The organism is Candidatus Schekmanbacteria bacterium (genome assembly GCA_016219965.1).
Lineage (GTDB): Bacteria > Schekmanbacteria > GWA2-38-11 > GWA2-38-11 > J061 > JACRJM01.
The window spans coordinates 185,167-204,690 of record JACRJM010000002.1 but is presented as its reverse complement, the minus strand read 5'-3'; the positions used below and the strand labels follow the sequence as shown (position 1 = coordinate 204,690).

The 19,524-nt window shown below is 39.9% G+C and carries 17 protein-coding genes; 11 read left to right on the top strand and 6 right to left on the bottom strand.

Going from position 1 to position 19,524, the window contains the following annotated elements; genetic code table 11:
* Position 1 precedes the first annotated feature (1 nt).
* Positions 2 to 859: a lipoyl synthase gene (gene lipA / locus HZA77_01790; GenBank protein ID MBI5374134.1), complete on the bottom strand. Its 858-nt coding sequence runs from the start codon at positions 857 to 859 to the stop codon at positions 2 to 4.
* A gap of 190 nt (positions 860 to 1,049) precedes the next feature.
* Here lipA and HZA77_01785 point away from each other — a divergent pair, with 190 nt between their 5' ends.
* Positions 1,050 to 1,301, top strand: coding sequence for a hypothetical protein (locus HZA77_01785; protein ID MBI5374133.1), 252 nt, complete (start codon positions 1,050 to 1,052; stop codon positions 1,299 to 1,301).
* Here HZA77_01785 and HZA77_01780 read toward each other — a convergent pair.
* Entirely contained in the window at positions 1,298 to 2,290 is a 993-nt protein-coding gene (locus HZA77_01780) for a hypothetical protein (protein MBI5374132.1), read from the bottom strand. The two genes, HZA77_01785 and HZA77_01780, sit on opposite strands and share 4 nt — an antisense overlap.
* Before the next feature lie 125 nt (positions 2,291 to 2,415).
* Between HZA77_01780 and HZA77_01775 the strand changes: the two genes are divergently transcribed.
* The 9 genes from HZA77_01775 (at position 2,416) to HZA77_01735 (ending at position 10,633) form a co-directional block, all read left to right on the top strand.
* Positions 2,416 to 3,243 (top strand): IS1 family transposase, encoded by an 828-nt coding sequence (locus tag HZA77_01775; protein ID MBI5374131.1) that lies wholly within the window; start codon positions 2,416 to 2,418, stop codon positions 3,241 to 3,243.
* A 120-nt stretch (positions 3,244 to 3,363) separates the two neighbouring features.
* Complete coding sequence (locus HZA77_01770) at positions 3,364 to 3,531, top strand: hypothetical protein (protein MBI5374130.1); 168 nt, start codon at positions 3,364 to 3,366, stop codon at positions 3,529 to 3,531.
* A 375-nt stretch (positions 3,532 to 3,906) separates the two neighbouring features.
* Positions 3,907 to 4,503, top strand: coding sequence for a hypothetical protein (locus HZA77_01765; protein ID MBI5374129.1), 597 nt, complete (start codon positions 3,907 to 3,909; stop codon positions 4,501 to 4,503).
* Between the two features lie 208 nt (positions 4,504 to 4,711).
* Positions 4,712 to 5,173, top strand: a complete 462-nt coding sequence (locus HZA77_01760) for an Rrf2 family transcriptional regulator (GenBank protein ID MBI5374128.1) — start codon at positions 4,712 to 4,714, stop codon at positions 5,171 to 5,173.
* Positions 5,174 to 5,279: 106 nt separating this feature from the next.
* Complete coding sequence (locus tag HZA77_01755) at positions 5,280 to 6,278, top strand: sulfate ABC transporter substrate-binding protein (GenBank protein ID MBI5374127.1); 999 nt, start codon at positions 5,280 to 5,282, stop codon at positions 6,276 to 6,278.
* A gap of 15 nt (positions 6,279 to 6,293) precedes the next feature.
* Positions 6,294 to 7,127 (top strand): sulfate ABC transporter permease subunit CysT, encoded by an 834-nt coding sequence (cysT, locus tag HZA77_01750; protein MBI5374126.1) that lies wholly within the window; start codon positions 6,294 to 6,296, stop codon positions 7,125 to 7,127.
* 13 nt (positions 7,128 to 7,140) lie between these two features.
* Positions 7,141 to 8,016 (top strand): sulfate ABC transporter permease subunit CysW, encoded by an 876-nt coding sequence (gene cysW, locus HZA77_01745; protein MBI5374125.1) that lies wholly within the window; start codon positions 7,141 to 7,143, stop codon positions 8,014 to 8,016.
* Positions 8,017 to 8,029: 13 nt separating this feature from the next.
* Positions 8,030 to 9,091, top strand: coding sequence for a sulfate ABC transporter ATP-binding protein (locus HZA77_01740; GenBank protein ID MBI5374124.1), 1,062 nt, complete (start codon positions 8,030 to 8,032; stop codon positions 9,089 to 9,091).
* A 195-nt stretch (positions 9,092 to 9,286) separates the two neighbouring features.
* Complete coding sequence (locus HZA77_01735) at positions 9,287 to 10,633, top strand: putative porin (protein ID MBI5374123.1); 1,347 nt, start codon at positions 9,287 to 9,289, stop codon at positions 10,631 to 10,633.
* Positions 10,634 to 10,767: 134 nt separating this feature from the next.
* Here the strand turns inward: HZA77_01735 and HZA77_01730 are convergent, their stop codons facing one another.
* Entirely contained in the window at positions 10,768 to 12,081 is a 1,314-nt protein-coding gene (locus tag HZA77_01730) for an MFS transporter (GenBank protein MBI5374122.1), read from the bottom strand.
* 131 nt (positions 12,082 to 12,212) lie between these two features.
* Between HZA77_01730 and HZA77_01725 the strand changes: the two genes are divergently transcribed.
* Positions 12,213 to 13,895 carry an NAD-binding protein gene (locus HZA77_01725; protein MBI5374121.1) on the top strand — a complete coding sequence of 561 codons (1,683 nt, stop codon included), beginning with the start codon at positions 12,213 to 12,215 and terminating at the stop codon, positions 13,893 to 13,895.
* On the opposite strand, the gene HZA77_01720 is transcribed toward HZA77_01725, so the two are convergent.
* The 3 genes from HZA77_01720 to HZA77_01710 form a co-directional block, all read right to left on the bottom strand.
* Positions 13,852 to 14,673 carry an inositol monophosphatase gene (locus tag HZA77_01720; GenBank protein ID MBI5374120.1) on the bottom strand — a complete coding sequence of 274 codons (822 nt, stop codon included), beginning with the start codon at positions 14,671 to 14,673 and terminating at the stop codon, positions 13,852 to 13,854. The genes HZA77_01725 and HZA77_01720 overlap by 44 nt on opposite strands.
* A gap of 105 nt (positions 14,674 to 14,778) precedes the next feature.
* Positions 14,779 to 17,355 (bottom strand): PAS domain S-box protein, encoded by a 2,577-nt coding sequence (locus tag HZA77_01715; protein MBI5374119.1) that lies wholly within the window; start codon positions 17,353 to 17,355, stop codon positions 14,779 to 14,781.
* Between the two features lie 160 nt (positions 17,356 to 17,515).
* The gene (locus HZA77_01710) at positions 17,516 to 19,510 is read right to left on the bottom strand and encodes an APC family permease (GenBank protein ID MBI5374118.1); all 1,995 of its coding nucleotides are present in this window, start codon (positions 19,508 to 19,510) and stop codon (positions 17,516 to 17,518) included.
* Positions 19,511 to 19,524: the final 14 nt, after the last annotated feature.

Genomic DNA, 19,524 nt, shown 5'->3' with positions numbered 1-19,524 from the left:
TTCAGCTTTCCTTTCCGAATTGCTCGTCAGCCATGTAGGAACTTCTGACAAAAGGACCGGATGCAACTGACCTGAATCCAAGCTTCTTCCCTTCCGCTTCGTACATCCTGAAAACTTCGGGATGGATGAATTCGCTGACAGGAATGCTCTCTTTCGTTGGCGTAAGATACTGCCCGATGGTCAGCATTTCGCAGCCTGCCTGCCTTAAGTCTTTCATGACTTCAACAACCTCAGCATATTCCTCTCCAAAGCCTACCATTATCCCTGATTTAGTTATTATCTCGCTAGAATTTTCCCTTACAGTTTTTAAAACCGAAAGAGAAGCTCTGTAATCAGCCTGGGGCCTTACTGAAGAATAAAGACGGGGCACTGTTTCAATGTTGTGGTTTATAACATAGGGCTTTGCATCGCAAACCGTTTTAATTGCTTCCCTGCTTCCTTTAAAATCCGGAATTAATATCTCTACTTTTGTCTCGGGGCGTAATTTTCTTATTTCTAAAACCGTTTTAGCAAAATGCTCCGCTCCGCCGTCAGCAAGATCATCGCGCGTAACAGAAGTTATGACTACATATTTCAATTCCAGCTCTGCCACAGCCATTGCAACCTTTGCCGGCTCATCAGCGTCAAGCGAGGAGGGAATGCCTTTGTTTACTGAGCAGAAAGAGCACTGTCTTGAGCAGACATCGCCCATTATCATGAATGTTGCAGTAGGTCTTTTAAAACACTCCCCAATATTAGGACAGCGTGCTTCTTCACAGACCGTAGATAATCCTTTTTCACGGAGTATTTTTTTAACTCCATGAAGTTCCTTCATATCAACCCCTCTTTTCACAAGCCAGCGGGGCAGTCTCCCTGACATTTATTTCTCCAATTTTCTTTAAAAAAAATCTGCTTCATTACAGCAAGTTGCTGGTATTTCCTCCCAGAAAACGGATTTATTTTTTACTCTCTTCATCCTAAAATAGCAAGCAATTTGAAGTCGTGGTAGTGGGTCAGTTTGAAATTCTCTCCCCTTGAAATGCTTGTCCGCTCATGCTATATTGATAAGCATGAAGAAACAAAAACAACCTCAAGATATAAATGCTCTGGCAAAGAATATAGTTGATCAAACAACAGAAGAAAAGAAAGAATCCGCTCCGGTAATTCCTGCAAAAAATCCTGCTGCTGTCGCTCTCGGTCGTCTTGGTGGATTAAAAGGCGGCAAAGCACGTGCTGAGAAACTATCTGCAAAAAAAAGAAAAGAGATAGCACAAAAAGCGGCTAAAGCACGATGGACAAATCTAAAAAATAAGAATCCTTAATCTAAATCAAATAAAGGTAATTGTTCTCCTGACTGCGGAAATGCTTGCGAAAATCCTTTATCGAATGCTTTTTTTGTTTTTGTTGCATTTGCTATACCAATAATTTGCCAAAGATGTGCCCTGAATGCAGGAATCCCAACCTGATCAGTTAAAAATTGAAATAATTTGTATTTTCTTCCTCCACTTTTATAAATAACAGGATTTTTTTCGTCTAACATTTCAAGGATAGCACCATTACTATTGGCAAGAGGCGTATAAACGTATTTCCTTATAAATTTAGAAAAAAACTGCGGATGTTTATTTTTATAGAGTCGCCGCAAATTATATAACATATAAAGAACATCAAAAAATTGATCTGGAAATTCTTTTTCCCATTCTCTACATTCTTGCCGTATAAATTCTTTGAAAAGCTCTCTGTATTCTTCTTTTTTCTTATCTTTTATATAACCTGTTGCTTCATCGACAAGGGCAATAATGCCAATTTTAGCAGACGATCTTATTATTATTTCAGCTTGCATAGCTAAAAAATATTGATTTGGTTTTAATATACCAAGTTTTTTTGCTTCAAAAATTGCATCACATACCTCGATAAGTGTTAAAGCTTCATATCCATGTGCGAGATCACCACGTAACGTCTTGAAAACAATAGGATTATCAAGTTTTTGGCGTGTTTCTTGTGGGATTACTGATCCCAGTCCTTTACTATTGAAAGTTCTAAGAAAAACATTGCCACCTTCAGATTTCATGCCTAAGCCTTTTGCTAATGCTTTTTTATGAAATAGTCGTCGCCTATCTTTTAAGACATAGCAGTCAAGAGTAATATCTCCAAATGGTAGTTCACCTTCATTAATAGCTATTGGATTTTCTTTATCTCCAATATCCCACCGAGTAGCAGCAGCTCTCTTTGCAATTTCTTTGCGTGCTTCAGGAGTTAAGGTTGCTGCCCGTGCATATCCACCTTTTGCTTTTCCACTATCTTTGTCATTCATGCTTGCACCTCAAAGTTAAGATTATGCTTGCATTATAATATTTGCAAGCATATATTGTCAATTATTATTTTAATGCTTGCAGAAAAACACTTGACAATGCTTGAGCGGTCAAGTATATTGTATATATGAATAAATTAACTCTTCAAAAACAAGTTCAGATAATAAGCGCACTGGTTGAAGGTAACTCAATCAGAGCCACTTGCAGAATGACAGGAGCGGCTAAAGGAACAGTATTGAAGCTCTTGGCTGATGTTGGGAAAGCTTGCTCTGAATATCAAGACAAGGCATTTGTAAATCTTACCTGTAAGAAAATTCAATGTGATGAAATCTGGTCTTTCTGTTATGCGAAAGAAAAGAACGTGCCGGAAGATAAAAAGGATCAATTCGGCTATGGCAATATGTGGACATTTACAGCTATTTGCGCTGATACAAAGCTTGTTCCAAGTTGGAGAATAGGAAGGCGTGACATAGAAACAGCAACCGAGTTCATGGAAGATTTGGCAGGTAGGCTAAAGAATAGAGTTCAGCTAACAACAGACGGACACAGAGCATATCTTGAAGCTGTAGAAAGTGCCTTCGGCTATCAGATAGATTATAGCCAGCTTATAAAACTATATGGCAATGAAGGCGACAGAGAAGGAGAGAGGAAATATAGTCCTGCTCAATGCACCGGAAGTATTAAAATGAAGATACAAGGCAATCCAGACCTGAACCACACCTCGACAAGCTTCGTTGAACGCCAAAATTTAACAATGCGTATGAGTATGAGAAGATTTACAAGGCTTACAAATGCCTTTTCAAAAAAGGCAGAGAACCTTATTCATGCAGTATCGCTTCATTTCATGTATTATAATTTCTGTAGGATTCATCAGACGTTAAGAGTAACTCCAGCAATGGAAGCAGGAATAACAGACCATGTATGGGAAATAGAAGAAATATTAAATTTACAATAATCAATAAATAACATAGTTAATCCCTCTAATATGTGAAAATAGTATATAGAATTAAATAATTCTTGACGAAGCAGGTTCATGTTTGTATCATTTACTCAAATAATAACAAAGGGGAGAACTATGGACTTGGTATCTATTATTTCAATATTAGCGATAATAATTGGAATTTTTACTTTTCCATCATCTGCTATAAATAAATTAGAGCAAAAAATATCTTCTAAAATTTTTGCAAAAAATTCTCCATCAGAAGTAATTGATATTGAAAAAATAAACAAATCTCTTGAATAATTCAAGATAAATAATTCAATCTGAATCTTGGAATCAAACCCCTCCCGCACACAAGGATTAATAGAGACATTCTATAATTTACCATCCAAATTTTTAAAATCACCACGAAGATTTGATATTTTTATATGGACAATAATAATATGGCTCTGTCTCCTTGTAGAGTCAGAGAGAGAAACTTTATTAAGAACAATAACTCTCTCTGTTCCTTTTAGGTTTTCAATTTCTGTAAGTTCACTAACGTTTTCATTTGTTGTAAAATTTATAATAGCTTTTTTGTTTTCATTCGCTTCTAATCTTAGCCTACACTTTTATATACAATCTTATCTTGGTATATTAAAAACATCAGAAGCTGATAAAATTATACAGTTGGTTAAATTGTTAAATAAACAATCGGGAATTAAAAAAATCTATGAAGATAGATTAAGAGTTGCTGCCATCAATCAGCAGTATTCAAGAGATGTAATGGAAGAATTATCTCATTCTGAAACAATTAAACTTTTATCAATTGCTGGTTATGAATATATAGGGAAAGGAGAAGGAGAATCGCTTTTCTATGATGTTTTAAGAGAGCGAAATTGGATAAAAGTTGAGAGTGTTATTTTGAATCCAGACAATGATGAAGTGATTAATGAAAGAATACATCAACTTAGAAAAATACTACCACCTTATACTAAAGAGGATCTTAAAAAAGAAATTTGTAATACTATAGATAAATTTAAAACATTAAATAAAATACGTTCTGATAGAACTGTTCAATTATATTATTGTAAATTTCATCCTATTTTTAGATTAATTATATTGGATAAATGTTTATTTATGAGTACCTATGAAATTGATAGGCATGGACATGAATCACCTGTTTACAAAATAGATAAGGTTACAGAAGATAATAAAGATAATTTATCTTTATATGATTCTTTTAATAATTTATTTGATAAACTAAAAGAAAATTCAACAGAAGTTTCTCTTTAATTATTTTTCAAACTGACCCACTACCGAAGTCGTAGCTTTCGATTATGAACATTGAACTTTTCTGCAATATCAACATATTTTCCTTAGAAAAAAACATTACCAGTGAAGAATCCCCTAATTTTCTGTCTGTAATGTCTAAATATTTTTTCTTGACAAAAATAGAAAGACTTATAATATATATTCTCTATTGATTTAATAGACTACTACTATGATTTCTAAAAAAGCAAAATATGCGTTAAAAGCCCTGGTATATATGGCAAAGGAATATCAGAAAGGACCAATTTTGATATCTAAAGTTGCGACTGAAGAGAAAATTCCCAAGAAATTTCTGGAATTAATTCTGCTTACCCTAAAAAATAATGGCATACTTCAAAGCAAGAAAGGGAAAGGGGGAGGATATTACCTTGGAAGACCTCCGGAGTCTATAACTGTTGGCAGAGTGGTAAGAATCCTTGATGGGCCTCTTGCACTGGTTCCCTGTGTGAGTGAAACTGCCTATGCAAAATGCGATGAATGTATAGACGAAAGAACCTGCGGCATTCGATTAGTAATGAAGGATGTACGCGATTCAATTGCACATATACTGGATAGCACTTCTATAGCCGATATGTTGGAAAAAATCAAAAAGCTTGAACCAAAAGAGGAGCCCTCTTTGGAATATAACATCTAAAATTTTTTTTGACTCAATAGTCTATTTAGATGATAGACTTTAAAGGCTTTAAACCTAAAAAGTAAAAAAAGGAGGAGGAAAGATAGTGCATAGAAAAATATTTAGTCTGCTGGCAACAGGAATCATTCTAACCGTGATAGTGGGATTCTCTACTTTATCAATTGCCGAAGTAAGTTTATTAAATGTCTCTTACGACCCAACTCGGGAACTATATCAGGAGTATAATGCTGCTTTTGCAAAATACTGGAAGGGTAAAACAGGTGAAGATGTAATTGTAAAACAATCGCACGGCGGTTCAGGCAAACAGGCTCGTGCTGTTATCGACGGTCTTGAAGCTGATATCGTAACCCTTGCCCTTGCCTATGACATAGATGAGATAGCTGTAAGGGGAAAACTTATTCCTGAGAACTGGCAGTCAAGGCTCCCAAACAACAGCGCCCCCTACACATCAACTATTGTTTTCCTTGTAAGAAAAGGAAATCCTAAGAAAATTAAAGATTGGGCTGACCTCATAAAGCCCGGTGTCTCAGTAATAACACCTAATCCAAAAACCTCAGGAGGAGCTCGCTGGAACTATCTTGCAGCCTGGGGCTATTCCCTGAAAAACGAAGGGAATAGTGAATCAAAGGCAAAAGATTTTGTCGGCAAACTCTATAAAAATGTACCTGTCCTTGACTCAGGGGCAAGAGGCTCAACTACTACATTCGTTCAAAGGGGCGTAGGTGATGTTCTTCTCGCCTGGGAGAATGAAGCATTCCTTGCCGTGAATGAACTGGGTAAAGACAACTTTGAAATCATTGTCCCATCACTTAGCATACTTGCAGAGCCGCCGGTAACTGTAGTTGACAAGGTTGTTGACAGGCACAGGACCCGCAAGGCTGCAGAGGCTTATCTTCAATACCTTTACTCTCCGGAAGGACAGGAAATCGCGGCGAAGAATTATTACCGTCCGCGTCTCGCATCAATAGAAAAAAAATATGAGAAACAGTTCCCTAAAATAAATCTTTTTACGATTGATACACTATTTGGCGGTTGGAAATCCGCTCAGAAAAAGCATTTCGAGGATGGCGGCATATTTGACCAGATTTACGGAGCAGGGAAATAATAGCACAATATTATAATGAAACTTTCAATTAGACAAAACAGCGTTATCCCGGGCCTTGGCCTTTCGCTTGGATACACGATTTTTTATCTGTGTCTCATAGTTCTTATTCCGCTTTCAGCCGTAATCTTTAAATCAGCTCAGATGACAGCGGGAAGTTTTTTGGAAACTGTTACAACACCCCGTGTCATTGCCTCTTACAAGCTCACTTTCGGAGTTTCGCTTCTTGCGGCGCTGACTAATGGTTTTTTTGGTATCCTTGTCGCATGGGTGCTTGTAAGATATCCTATCCCTTTTAAAAAGCTCATTGATGCGATCGTTGATCTTCCTTTTGCCCTTCCCACAGCAGTGGCCGGGATAACACTTGCTGCTGTTTATGCTCCGAACGGATGGATAGGAAAATATCTTGAGGCATATGGAATCAAGGTTGCATATACTCCGACAGGGATTTTTATCGCTCTCACTTTTATAGGGCTTCCTTTTGTTGTCCGTACAGTACAGCCGGTGCTTGAAGACCTTGAGGCAGATGTTGAAGAGGCTGCTGTTTGTCTTGGAGCTAACCGCTGGCAGACATTCACACGTGTTATATTCCCCACACTTTTGCCATCCCTGCTTACAGGATTTGCCCTTGCCTTTGCAAGGGCGGTCGGGGAATACGGTTCCGTAATCTTTATCGCCGGAAACATGCCAATGGTATCAGAGATAACATCTCTTCTCATCATTACAAAACTTGAACAGTATGATTATATGGGTGCAACCGCAATAGCCTCAGTAATGCTTATGGCTTCATTTATCATCCTTTTTGCCATAAACATATTGCAATGGTGGTGCTCGAAATATACGCAAAAATAAAAGGGAATAAAGCATGTCCAAAAGTGGAAAAAATAGAAACAGCAAATCTGCTGATACAGCGACTGGTGCATTAAATGAACCTCCTCTCATCCGCTGGATATTAACAGGAACTGCTTTTTTATTTCTTGGGATATTTCTTCTTGTTCCACTTGCCGCAGTTTTTTCTCAGGCTTTTGAAAAAGGAGTTGATGCTTATTTTAAAGCAATAACAGAGCCGGATGCAGTTTCAGCTATAAAGCTTACTATTATTATAGCACTGGTGAGCGTCCCGCTGAATATGATATTCGGAGTTGTTGCAGCATGGGGGATCACCAAATTTGATTTTCGCGGCAAGAGCCTTCTTATAACGCTGATTGACCTTCCCTTTTCTGTATCGCCTGTCATCTCCGGGCTGGTATATGTTTTGATTTTCGGTTTACAGGGATGGTTTGGGCCATGGCTCAGCGAAAATGGAATAAAGATAATATTTGCTGTCCCGGGCATCCTCCTTGCAACAATCTTTGTGACATTCCCTTTTGTGGCAAGAGAGCTTATACCTCTCATGCAGGCTCAGGGAAAGGAAGAGGAAGAGGCAGCCCTTGTACTAGGAGCCTCAGGCATTAAAACTTTTTTCCGAGTAACCCTTCCGAATGTAAAATGGGGAATTCTCTATGGAGCAATCCTCTGCAATGCAAGGGCGATGGGAGAGTTCGGGGCAGTCTCAGTTGTGTCAGGTCATATCAGGGGAGCAACAAACACGATCCCTCTCCATGTAGAAATACTTTACAACGAATACAACTACTCGGCTGCATTTGCAGTGGCATCGCTTCTTGCCCTTCTGGCTCTGTTAACCCTTGTAGTCAAGAGCATCGTGGAATGGAAGGTTAAAGAAGAAACAGTGAGTCAATGAAAGGGGAAATAAAATGGGCATTGAAGTCTCCAATGTAACAAAAACATTCGGTGGATTCACTGCGCTTAAGAATGTAACTTTAGACGTTCCATCCGGAGAACTTGTTGCGCTTTTGGGGCCATCAGGCTCAGGAAAGACAACGCTGTTAAGAATTATCGCAGGTCTTGACCGGCCTGACCAGGGGACAATCCTCTTTGACGGCGTTGAAACAACCGGACAGCGCGTCCGTGAAAGGCAAGTTGGTTTTGTATTCCAGCATTACGCACTATTCAGACATATGACAGTATTTAAAAATATTGCCTTCGGGCTTGAAGTGAAGCCAAAGAAATTCCGTCCATCAAAGGAGGAAATAAAAGATAAAGTCCACAAGCTGCTAAAACTTATCCAGCTTGATCAGCTTGCTTCACGTTATCCCTCACAGCTTTCAGGAGGACAGCGCCAGCGTGTAGCCCTTGCAAGGGCTCTTGCTGTTGAGCCAAAAGTTCTTCTCCTTGATGAACCTTTTGGCGCCCTTGATGCAAGGGTAAGAGAGGAATTGCGCCGCTGGCTGCGCCGGCTTCATGACGAGATACATGTAACATCGGTTTTTGTAACCCATGATCAGGAAGAAGCTCTAGAAGTAGCAGACAGGGTAGTCGTGATGAACGAAGGACAGATCGAACAGGCAGGAACGCCTGAAGATGTTTATGAAAAACCCTCAACCCCTTTCGTTTATAATTTTCTTGGCAATGTAAATCTTTTCCATAGCAGGGTACATGAAGGACAGGCAAAAATAGGGAATATCAGCATAGATCTTCCTGAATACGGTGAAGCTATTAACATACCGGCAGTTGCCTACGTCCGTCCCTATGACATTGAGGTCAACCGCATAAGAAACCATATTGATGAAATGGAAGCAATAGTGCTCAGGATTCAGCTCACCGGGGCAACAACGCGCCTCGAGCTTATTCTGCCCGGCACCAACGAACTGGTAGAGGCAGAGCTTACCCGGGACCGCTCGCGTGAGCTTGCTCTCAGCGAGGGAGAAAATATTTTTATCAGGCCGCGCAATATAAGGGTATTTCTCAGAGACTGACTGTTTTCTAAAATAACAATACACTGCGCCGAACAGCATTATCGCGTTTGAATTGTTTTTGAAAAGAGGACAGACGTTAACCATCTGAAAGAGGAGGAGATTATCACGAATAAACAATTAACGACGCAAGCTGTACTTATTAACTAACACAGGTAACATTAATATTAACAACTACATTGATGAAAGGAGAAAAAATTGAAGAGGTTTAGATTATTTACCCTGTTTTTTGCATTTCTTTTCTTCACTACCCTTTCCTTTGCAAGCGAAGTCGAAATTCTTGTAAAGAAACTCGTCCAGAAAGGAATTCTCACGGAAGAGGAAGCTAAGGAGATGCTCTCTGAAACCAAAGCAGAAGAAAGTAAACAAAAGGAGGCACAAAAAGAAACAGTAAAAGAAGAAGTTAAAACCGAAATGGCCAAGACACAGGAAGTCCTGAAAAACACCATACTTCCGACATGGGTAAAAAACACAACCTTCTCAGGTGACGTAAGGTTAAGGTATGCCTATGACCGTATGAAAGATGATATTGCCGGAGAAGATACCAATTTTGCAGACAGACAGAGGCTGAGGTTCAGGCTTCGCTATGGCTTTGAAACTGTGGTAAATGACAAGGTAAAGGTCGGATTAAGGTTTGCAACAGGAACAGGAGACCAGACATCAACAAACCAGACCATGCAGGATACGTTTTCAGCCAAAAACATCTGGCTTGACCAGGCATTTATTGAGATTAAGCCCATTCCTGAACTCAGATTAATAGGTGGTAAAATAGAAAATCCATTCTACACAACTGATCTAGTATGGGACCCCGATGTTAAACCTGAAGGAATAGTGGTACAGGCAAAAAAATCCTTTGGTGAAAAAGAACTAAATATAGAGCCATTTATGACCTTTGGATTCTTCCCCATTGATGAGTCATCAACGGATTCAAACGACCAATCTCTTTACGGTCTGCAAGGTGGAGCGTCTGCTGCGCTGTTTGGGACAAAACTTAAGTTTGCAGCAGGATATTATGATTTTCACAATATAAAAGGAGCTGCAATTGAAGATGTAAGTCCAGCGAACATCAGGAAGTCAAACACATTCATTGAAGGTGATGATGACAAAAATCTCTTCGCCTATGATTACAGGCTATTCACATTAGGAGGAGAGTTTACACCCATTGAATTTGATGCCTTTGGGACAATAATTCCGGTCACATTGTATGGAGATTTTGTCAAAAATTTAGTCAGCGATGTGGACTTTGATACCGGTTACCTTGGTGGCATAAAGATAGGTGCAATAAAGAACGCCGGAGATTTTCAGGTCGCATATGATTATAGAAAGCTTGAGAAAGATGCTGTCTATGCACCGATAGCAGATTCAGATTTTCACGCTGGGGGCACAAACGCAAAAGGGAGCAAGTTCTCGGCAACCTATGCGGTCCTGAAGAATACGACTCTGGGAATAGTATATTTCGATACTAAAGCTGTTACTAAGGCTGCTGCAAATCAAAGCGACCTTAGAGTTAAAACTCTATTTCTTGAAACTGTAGTTAAATTTTAGATTAAATAAAAGTGCAAAGGGGAACTCCTTTTTATTTACGCAGCATACATCCAAAAAAAATAATGCTGCAACTGCTACACCCAAATAAAATAGAGAGGAGTTCCCTCAAACACCTTTTTAATTACCAGAAATAATCAGGCAAGTTTCCGCAAATAGGGCGCTCGCCAGAAAAGAAATAATCCGAAGGCAAGTGCTATAACTGCACCAAACTCTGCACCGGCAGGAATACTGACATGTTCTGCAACAGCTCCTGCCATCAATGATCCGAGAGGAAAGAGGCCGAGGAAAAAAAGAGTATAAATACTCATAACCCTGCCGCGCAATTCATCAGGCACTATGGTTTGAATCAATGTATTAATAGTCGTATTCTGGAGCATGAAACCCCACCCCACAGCAACTAAAAGCAGACAGGAAATATAAAAAATCCTCGACACCGCAAAAAGGATTATCATAAGAGGAAAGAAAAGATTCCCGAATGTGAGGATCATCCCTCTCCGCTTTGAATGCCCAAACCATGCGATCATCAATGCACCCATAAGTGCTCCAAAACCGGAAGATGCGCTCATTATCCCAAGTCCTGATGGACCTTTATGCAATACATCTTTTGCAAAAGCAGGCAAAAGTGTTGCATAGCTGAAAGCAAACAGATTAGAAACCGCAACAAGCATGAGGAGTGTTAAAATTGTTTTGTTATGACGTATATAGGATAACCCTTCCTTTAACTGCTTGAGTGGAGAGTCCTTTGTTGCCGCTCCGACATAAGGCCTGACCTTCATCATCATAAGTCCAATAATTACAGGTATGAAACTCAGTCCGTTAATGGAAAAACACCATCCCGGCCCGAGAAGTGCAAGGCCTATTCCTGCTAACGTCGGCCCTATAACGCGTCCGGTATTGAATATAACAGCATTAAGCGCAATTGCATTTGCCATGTCTTCACGTTCTACCATTTCAACTACAAAGGCCTGCCGCGTAGGTGCATCAAAGGAATTTACAGCTCCAAAGAAAAATGAAAGCACCACTATGTGCCAGGGACGTACAGTTCCGATAAAAACATCAGTGGCAAGGACAAATGCAAGAAGCATTGATGAAATCTGCGTCATAACCAACATCATCCGTTTTGGTACACGGTCTGCAATTACTCCTGCTGAAGGAGACAATAATAATGTTGGAATGGAAGCTGCAAAATTCACAATACCCAGATAAAGAGGAGAACTCGTTAATGCATATACAAGCCACGACTGGGCAACATTCTGCATCCAGGTCCCGGTAATGGAAATTGTCTGCCCTGTAAAGAAGAGACGGTAGTTTCTGTGCTTAAGCGCAGAGAATGCTCCGCTAAACTTAACATCTTCTTTAAAGTTGCCAGTTGTTATTTCATCTCCTACTGCTTCTGATGAGACATTCAGTACTGTTTTTCCTGTTTCTTTTTCTTTATCTATATCCATAAAATAGGTTTTTTGCTTTTTTAAAGTTTCTATATTCTATGCGCAGCGTCTTCTCCTCCAACATCTGTATGCAAATTCAATGGCATATTAAGTTGTAATTATTACTCCTCTTCTAATAAAATAAAAAAATAATGGATATAAAGAAATTTGACATAATAAAAAATGCATTCAAGTCAAGGGGGAGAAAATATTTTTTCTCTCTCGCAGGGCTGATTCTTTTTTACTCTCTACTTTTTGAGTATCTCTACAGCAATCTGGAGCATAAAGAAATAGATTTTTTCAGATCCTTTGAATTCATAATAGAAAGCATGACAACAACCGGATACGGCGGTCTTCTGCCATTTTATCATCCGGTGATGAACATTTTTGCCATTATTCTTCAGGTTTCCGGGGTGCTTATGATATTCATGACGATCCCTATTTTTTTTGTGCCATGGCTTCAAAGAAAGATGAGCACTGAACCGCCGCATAAAGCCTCTGAAGACATAAAGGATCATGTAATCATTTGCAGATATTCTGAGGCGGTAAATTTTCTGATTGAGGAACTTGAAATTAACGGCTTCCCATACATAGTAATCGAAAAGGATCGGGAAACGTGTTTCAATCTTTTAGAGCAGGGAATAACAAGCATTCAGGGAGATCCAAACTCTTCTCAGGCATTGAAAAATGCAGGAATCTCATCTGCACGGTGCATTCTTGTAATGTCAAAAGATGAGGAAAATGCAAGCATTATACTGACTGCAAGGCAGTTGTGCGATCTTCCGATTATAGCAACTGTAGAGAATCCTGAAAATTCAAGATACCTCGAATATGCCGGAGCAGCAAAGATTGCCTGCCCAAAACATGAGCTAGGCGCAAGAATGGCATACAAAACCGCGTTCCCCATTGCACTGGATCTGTCAAAGGCTCTGCATATTCCTGCAAACCTCCATATTACGGAAATACTGGTACATAAAGACTCCTCCATAGCCCGGAAATCTCTTTCAGAGGCAGCAATAGGCAATGTAAGCGGGGCAAAGATAATAGGAATCTGGGCCAATGGGAAATTTGCAACCGAACTTCATTCGGACACTATGATAGAGCCATCTTCCATCTTACTTGCAATCGGAACAGAAAAAGAAATTGAAGAACTAAGACATCTTTCACTTTCTGCTCAAGGATATTCTGACAACAAATCTGGAAAAGTTATAATAGTGGGGTTTGGCAATGTGGGACAGGAGATCTATAAATATCTTTCCCATATACCCGAGAATGTCGCGATTGTTGACAGACAGGAATTTGAAATAGGAAATTTATTTGTCGGTAATGCTTCTGATGACGGGATTCTCAAAAAAGCAGGGATAGAAAATGCATCGGTAGTCCTGATTTGTCTCAATGATGACGCCAATTCGCTATACACAACGCTTGTAGCCAGGAATCTTAACCCTGACGCATATATAATAACCAGGTGCAATATCCTTACCAACATTGATAAGTTCTACAAGGCTGGTGCAAACTATGTAGTAGCTCTTCCAATGATATCTGGAATAATGCTTGCAAGTCTTGTGACAGGAAAGGGGAAACTCGAATTCGAAAAACTGAATGTCGCAAGATTCGTTGTAAAATCCTCTAAGCTTGCTGGTCATGCACTTCGCGACACAGGAATCAGGGAAAAAACCAGATGCACAATAATAGGGATAGAACACAGCGGAACAATACTCCTTGATCTTATTCCGGATTTAGAACTGTGTTATACTGATGTTCTTGTAACTGTTGGGACTGAAAGAGCTCTCAGGAGATTTTACGAGGAGTTTGACACTGCTCCCCTGCCTTAGCAATAGTCTCAAGCATTTCGTTGTGAATTAAACCGTTAGTCGCAAGGACTTCCTTTTCGCGGATATTAAATGAGTTGTTCTTAAAATCAGTCATCTTGCCGCCGCTTTCAAGCACAATAAGCCCTCCGGCGGCAGTATCCCAGGGGCTGAGTTTCATCTCCCAGAATCCATCGAATCTTCCACAAGCCACATAGCAGAGATCAAGTGCGGCTGAACCGGCACGTCTTATTGCCTGGGCTTTAAGAGTAAATGCACTAAAGTAATTCAGATTATTTTCAGCAGAATAGTGAACATCATAGGGAAACCCGGTTGAAAGAAGGGCTTTACCTATGCTGCTAATATTTGAGACCTTTATTTTTTTGCCGTTCAAATATGCCCCTTCTCCCTTTTTTGCCGTAAAAAGCTCGTGAAGCATGGGATGATAAACAGCACCCGCTATAACAACACCTTCAACCTCAATACCTATGGAAACAGAAAAAACCGGAAAATCATGAGAAAAATTAGTTGTCCCGTCGAGAGGATCTATAACCCAGCACACATCATTCGAACCATCAATACTGCCTGCTTCTTCTGTAAGAATAGAGTGAGAGGGAAATTTAGATTTGATTTTCTCAATTATTATCTTTTCTGCCAAAAGGTCAGACTCTGTTACAACATCAATCTCTCTCTTGAATTTAATATCATGGGTTTTTCCAAACTGTTCTCTCAGTACGGCTCCAGCTTCTTTTGCGGCATCTACAGCGAGGTTAAGCAGGCTGTCTGTAAAATTTTTATCCATGGAATCCATCAGTAAATTATTTTTCTGTCCGGGCGAAAAATATAACACATCAATATATTCTTGAATCAATCTCTACTTTATATTTGCCTGGAATGTCAAGATAGGTTATTTTACTTTGAAATCCATCTGAAGGAACTTCTCAACTACTACCGAGTCTAAATGTGTACCGGCAATGGAATGTAAATACTCACGGACTTTGTCTTCTTCCCAGGCAGAACGATATGGACGGTCAGATCTTAGTGCATCCCATATATCTACAACTGCAAATATCCTTGCAGGCAACGGAATCTGCTCACCTCTAAGCCCCCGCGGATAACCGGTCCCATCCCATTTTTCATGATGGCAGTACGGTATGTCCAGAGCCGGACGAAGAAATGCAATCGGTGAAAGAATTTCATAGGCATAGATTGGATGCTTGCGCATTATTTTCCATTCTTCATCAGTCAGCTTGTCAGGCTTGAGAAGAATACTATCAGGAACTCCCATCTTCCCTATATCATGAAGAAGCGCGCCACGGCGGATATGGACCATTTTCTCCATGCTTATTCCCATAATTTCTGCTAACCGGACTGTAATCTCAGTAACACGCCTTGAATGTCCTTCTGTTTCCCTGTCACGCAAATCAAGTGCATGGGACCAGCCAACAAGAGTGGTATCATAAGCAAGGGATAGCTCTGCGTTGGAAACCTGCAATTCCTCTATCATGGATGCGTTATCAATAACGATAGCAGCCTGCTCTGCCAGTGTTTCAAAAAAAGCGAGCCATTCTGGTGTATCATCAATGTTAGAACGGTGGAATACTTCAAGTACGCCTTTGACACTTCCCTTGCTAATAAGAGGAACAGCATAGGAAGAGACAAATTGTTCTTTTTGGAGCATTGGCATCACTGAAGATTTGCTGCTGCCGAGATCGCTGATGCTAACAATCTTCCGTTCAAGCGCACATTGTCCAGCTACACCCATGCCAAGCTTTAACTTCATTTTGGGTATAGATGTTAAACGAAATCCTTTTACAGCCGCACATTCCAGGCTTTGTGAATTCTCATCAAGAAGCCATATAGATGCAGCATCAACATGAAGCTGTAATGTAGCTTGCTCAAGCAGAATATTTAACATAACTTCTATATCAAGACTTGATGTAATGGCTTTGTCAATTTCATGAAGAGCCCTTAACTGTTCAAGGCGGTCATTTGCATTCTTAAAAAGAATCGCATTCGTAATGGCCAGAGCAGCCTCATCTGCCAGCCCTTTAAGCAAAGCTTGTTCATATTCATCAAAATATTTTTTCTCTCCAATCGTAGTAGTGTATAGAAGGCCAATAAGTTTATTTTCATTTTCCATTCTCGCTGTAATAATGGTACGACAATTCATAGATTTATATAATTCCTCATTTACTAAACCTGAAACAACCTGGATATCGGGAATAACTATAATTGATTTTTCTTCCGCAAAGTTATCGAAAAGGGCCCGGGGAACAGGTTTCATAACTTTGCCAAAATCAGATGATAATCCAAAATCAGCGGCATAGGAAAGAACTTTATGGTTTTCATCATAAAGGAGCACTACCGCAGCGTCCACATTAAGAGCACTCGTAGTTTCCTTACATACCATCTGAAGAACCTCATTAAGATCAAGCTGTGAGTTAAGACGGGATGCAACACGTGCCAGAACCGCTGTACGTGCAGACTGGCGGAGAACTTCATCTTCAGCCCTTTTTTGCTCAGTAATATCCCTGAAGGTTATAACCACACCTGTTATTTTTTCACTTTCTATAATCGGTGTGCTTATGTAAGCAACAGGAAATGAGCTTCCATCCTTTCTCCAGAAAACTTCATCAGATCTGCAATAGGGTATTCCGTCTTTTAATGTTTTGAGATTTGGGCACTCATCTGCCTCGCAATCTGTCCCATCACTTTTTGTGTTATGGATAAGCGTATGCAAACTTTGACCTATTATCTCTTCAACCTGCCACCCCAGCATCTTTGCTCCGGCAGGATTAATGAATATCACCTTTTGTTCACTATCCAAACCGCAAATTCCTTCACCGGCAGAATTCAATATCAGTTCATTTCTGTGTCTCAACTGTTCAATAACATTCTTAGCATGCCTATGCAACTCTACTTCAGTCTGGAGAAATTTTATTGCTTTCGCAAGCTCAAGCGTTCTTTCCTCAGTTTCTATCCCTAATTCCCGGCGGGAGCGTATAAGAATTTCCTCAGCGCTCTTGCGTTCAGTGATATCACGAAAAATTCCTATTATAACCTTCTTTCCATTAATATCAGTAAGGCGTGACGTAGACTCAACAGGGATATTTCTTCCGTCTCTATGGCATATATATAATAGATGAGGAGAAGTTTCCCCCTTGTTAACAGCTTCGGCAAAAAAATTCTTATATATCTCATCACTGCCGTCTGGATGAAGCTTTGTCTGGTGCAGACCTATTATCTCAGTGGCACTCCTCCCAAGAAGCTCTTCACCTTTTTTATTAACGTAAATTATTATCCCGGTCTCAGCATCAGCGACAAAAATAGCATCGCTGGCAACTTCCAACAATTTGCGATAGCTATCTTCAGTTCCCAACAGATTATTTTCCATATCTTCTATGCCATTTTTCAATAGTTCAGGGTTATCTTGAGTGTCATTTATTTCTTCAACTATATTTTTCAAGTTTTTCTTGTACATATTAGATATTAAACCCTATGTTTAAAGAGAAATAATTCAACCTGTTATAACTAATATTGAAAATCGGACTCTAATAGTCTTACATTAAAGTTTATCTTTAGAATTTCTATATAGCAAGATGAGGAAAATATGTTTCCCTGGGATATATCAGAGAGAACCCTCAGATAACCTTGATTGGAAGTATTATAAAAGGAATGCCGTCATGATAAAATTTCCTCTGTATGGTAAAAACTGTATAGTTATGAAGGAAACGCGTAATGAATGACTCTTCGGGAAATACAAGTTGCCCGCCAAAGAATACAGAGTTAGGAAAACGTTCGAGGATTCCAGGTGTTATTTTTTCTACTTCATCAACTATATCTATACCTATAGAGGAAAATCCTTCAGCATAATAACCATGCTTTTTCATGTAATCTACATAGCGGTCCACTTCATTTTTTGCTGCCTGCTGGAGATGCTCAATCTCGGTTGAACCTTTAAAGTTTCCAGCATCAATGACTCCTACCTGAAGGAAAATAAAGTTTTTAAATGATTTCCCAAATAAACGGATTATGGCAAAAAGAGTGTGAAGTCCAAGCCCTCCAAAACCATTCACAAGCAGTACCGCTGTCTTCCCTTCAGGGTCAGGGTGCTCCTGGATCTTTCCATCTTCAAATGATTCAGCAGTCGTACTTTCAACGATTTCTACAAGGTTTTCAAGTCTGCGGAGAAGAACCCCCGTGCTATTGTAATGTCGTTTTATTACAACTGCCAGTAAAACCAGTGATCCTGTTACGATAATTGTTATCCAACCACCTTCATCGAATTTAATGGCAGTAACAGATACAAGTATAAATGTAGTGAGAATGAGCCCTACACCATTTACCAGAAGCTTTTTCTTCCACTTCTCAACCGTTAAGCGCGAAGCCCACCAGTGCCGCACCATACCCAACTGCGAAAGAAAAAAAGTGAGGAACACATTGATACTGTAAAGGACTATAAGGAACCTCACTGAACCGCCGGTAAGGAGCATCATTATGCCTGCTGCTCCTCCCATGATCAGTATCCCGTTTTGTGTTACAAAGCGGTCGCTGAGCATGGCAAATCTGGTTGGCAGCCACCTGTCGAGCGCCATATTTGAAAGCACTCTCGGACCATCCAGAAAACCAGTCTGTGCAGCTATAAAAAGAATCGCAGCTTCGGAAAAGAGAGTTAAGAAAATAAAAATCTGTGCTGATGAGCCATTCCATCCTGCAGTCATATTTTGAAAAAGGACAGCATTCAATGTTTTGCCCTGCTGGAAATCAACTTTGAAAAGTACATAACAGGTCATTAGCCCGAAAACAGTGAAAGCAAGCGAGGCAGCCATATAATGCATTGTTCGTTTTGCAGTTTGCACCCTTGGTTCCCGCAATATTGGAAGCCCGTTGCTGACTGCTTCTATTCCGGTATATGTTCCTGCTCCCATACTGTAAGCCCGAAGCAAGAGTATAATCATCCCTAGAAGCCCCAGTTCAGAGTGAGACCTCTGGACCTCTTGCATTGTTTCATTAAAGACATGAGGGAAATCCATGAGATGAATAACAATACCGTATATTATCCCAAACAAGTGAGTAACGACAAAAAGCATGAAAATCGGGACCATCGGAAGTACAGACTCTTTAACACCGCGCAGGTTGAGAAGTATAAGTATTATTACACCTATAACAGCAAGAATTATCTTCCTCGAAGCCCATTCAGGAGGCAGGAAACTGAAGATGGCATCTGCACCGCTGGCAATGGAAATAGTAATTGTTAGGACATAATCGACAAGCAATGCGCACCCTGAAATCATGCCGAAGGTCGGAGATAGGAGTTTGCTTGCCACAAGATATCCTCCACCTCCGGTTGGGAAAAGCTCAATTATCTGTGAATAGCTTGCACTTATAATGAAAATGGTAACTGCTGTCCCAAGTGCTATGAAAAATGCAAGATATGTGTGTCCCTTTAAAGCAAGGAAAGCTTCTTCAGGGCCGTAAGCTGACGACGATAGACCATCTGCACCTAAACCAACCCATGCAAAAAAAGCAATCAGTGAAAGTTTGTGAAAGACTGAAGTGTCATAAGGGCTTCTGGCACTACCGATCAGTAGAGTTTTAATTCGCTGAAGCAGCGACATTTTATCATTTGTCTGCATTCTTTAAAACACCA

Excerpts from the sequence above, each read along its gene's own strand:
- lipA (MBI5374134.1), bottom strand. The coding sequence starts at position 859 with ATGTCAGGGAGACTGCCCCGCTGGCTTGTGAAAAGAGGGGTTGATATG.
- HZA77_01785 (MBI5374133.1), top strand. The coding sequence starts at position 1,050 with ATGAAGAAACAAAAACAACCTCAAGATATAAATGCTCTGGCAAAGAAT.
- HZA77_01780 (MBI5374132.1), bottom strand. The coding sequence starts at position 2,290 with ATGAATGACAAAGATAGTGGAAAAGCAAAAGGTGGATATGCACGGGCA.
- HZA77_01775 (MBI5374131.1), top strand. The coding sequence starts at position 2,416 with ATGAATAAATTAACTCTTCAAAAACAAGTTCAGATAATAAGCGCACTG.
- HZA77_01770 (MBI5374130.1), top strand. The coding sequence starts at position 3,364 with ATGGACTTGGTATCTATTATTTCAATATTAGCGATAATAATTGGAATT.
- HZA77_01760 (MBI5374128.1), top strand. The coding sequence starts at position 4,712 with ATGATTTCTAAAAAAGCAAAATATGCGTTAAAAGCCCTGGTATATATG.
- cysT (MBI5374126.1), top strand. The coding sequence starts at position 6,294 with ATGAAACTTTCAATTAGACAAAACAGCGTTATCCCGGGCCTTGGCCTT.
- cysW (MBI5374125.1), top strand. The coding sequence starts at position 7,141 with ATGTCCAAAAGTGGAAAAAATAGAAACAGCAAATCTGCTGATACAGCG.
- HZA77_01740 (MBI5374124.1), top strand. The coding sequence starts at position 8,030 with ATGGGCATTGAAGTCTCCAATGTAACAAAAACATTCGGTGGATTCACT.
- HZA77_01730 (MBI5374122.1), bottom strand. The coding sequence starts at position 12,081 with ATGGATATAGATAAAGAAAAAGAAACAGGAAAAACAGTACTGAATGTC.
- HZA77_01725 (MBI5374121.1), top strand. The coding sequence starts at position 12,213 with ATGGATATAAAGAAATTTGACATAATAAAAAATGCATTCAAGTCAAGG.
- HZA77_01720 (MBI5374120.1), bottom strand. The coding sequence starts at position 14,673 with ATGGATAAAAATTTTACAGACAGCCTGCTTAACCTCGCTGTAGATGCC.
- HZA77_01715 (MBI5374119.1), bottom strand. The coding sequence starts at position 17,355 with ATGTACAAGAAAAACTTGAAAAATATAGTTGAAGAAATAAATGACACT.
- HZA77_01710 (MBI5374118.1), bottom strand. The coding sequence starts at position 19,510 with ATGCAGACAAATGATAAAATGTCGCTGCTTCAGCGAATTAAAACTCTA.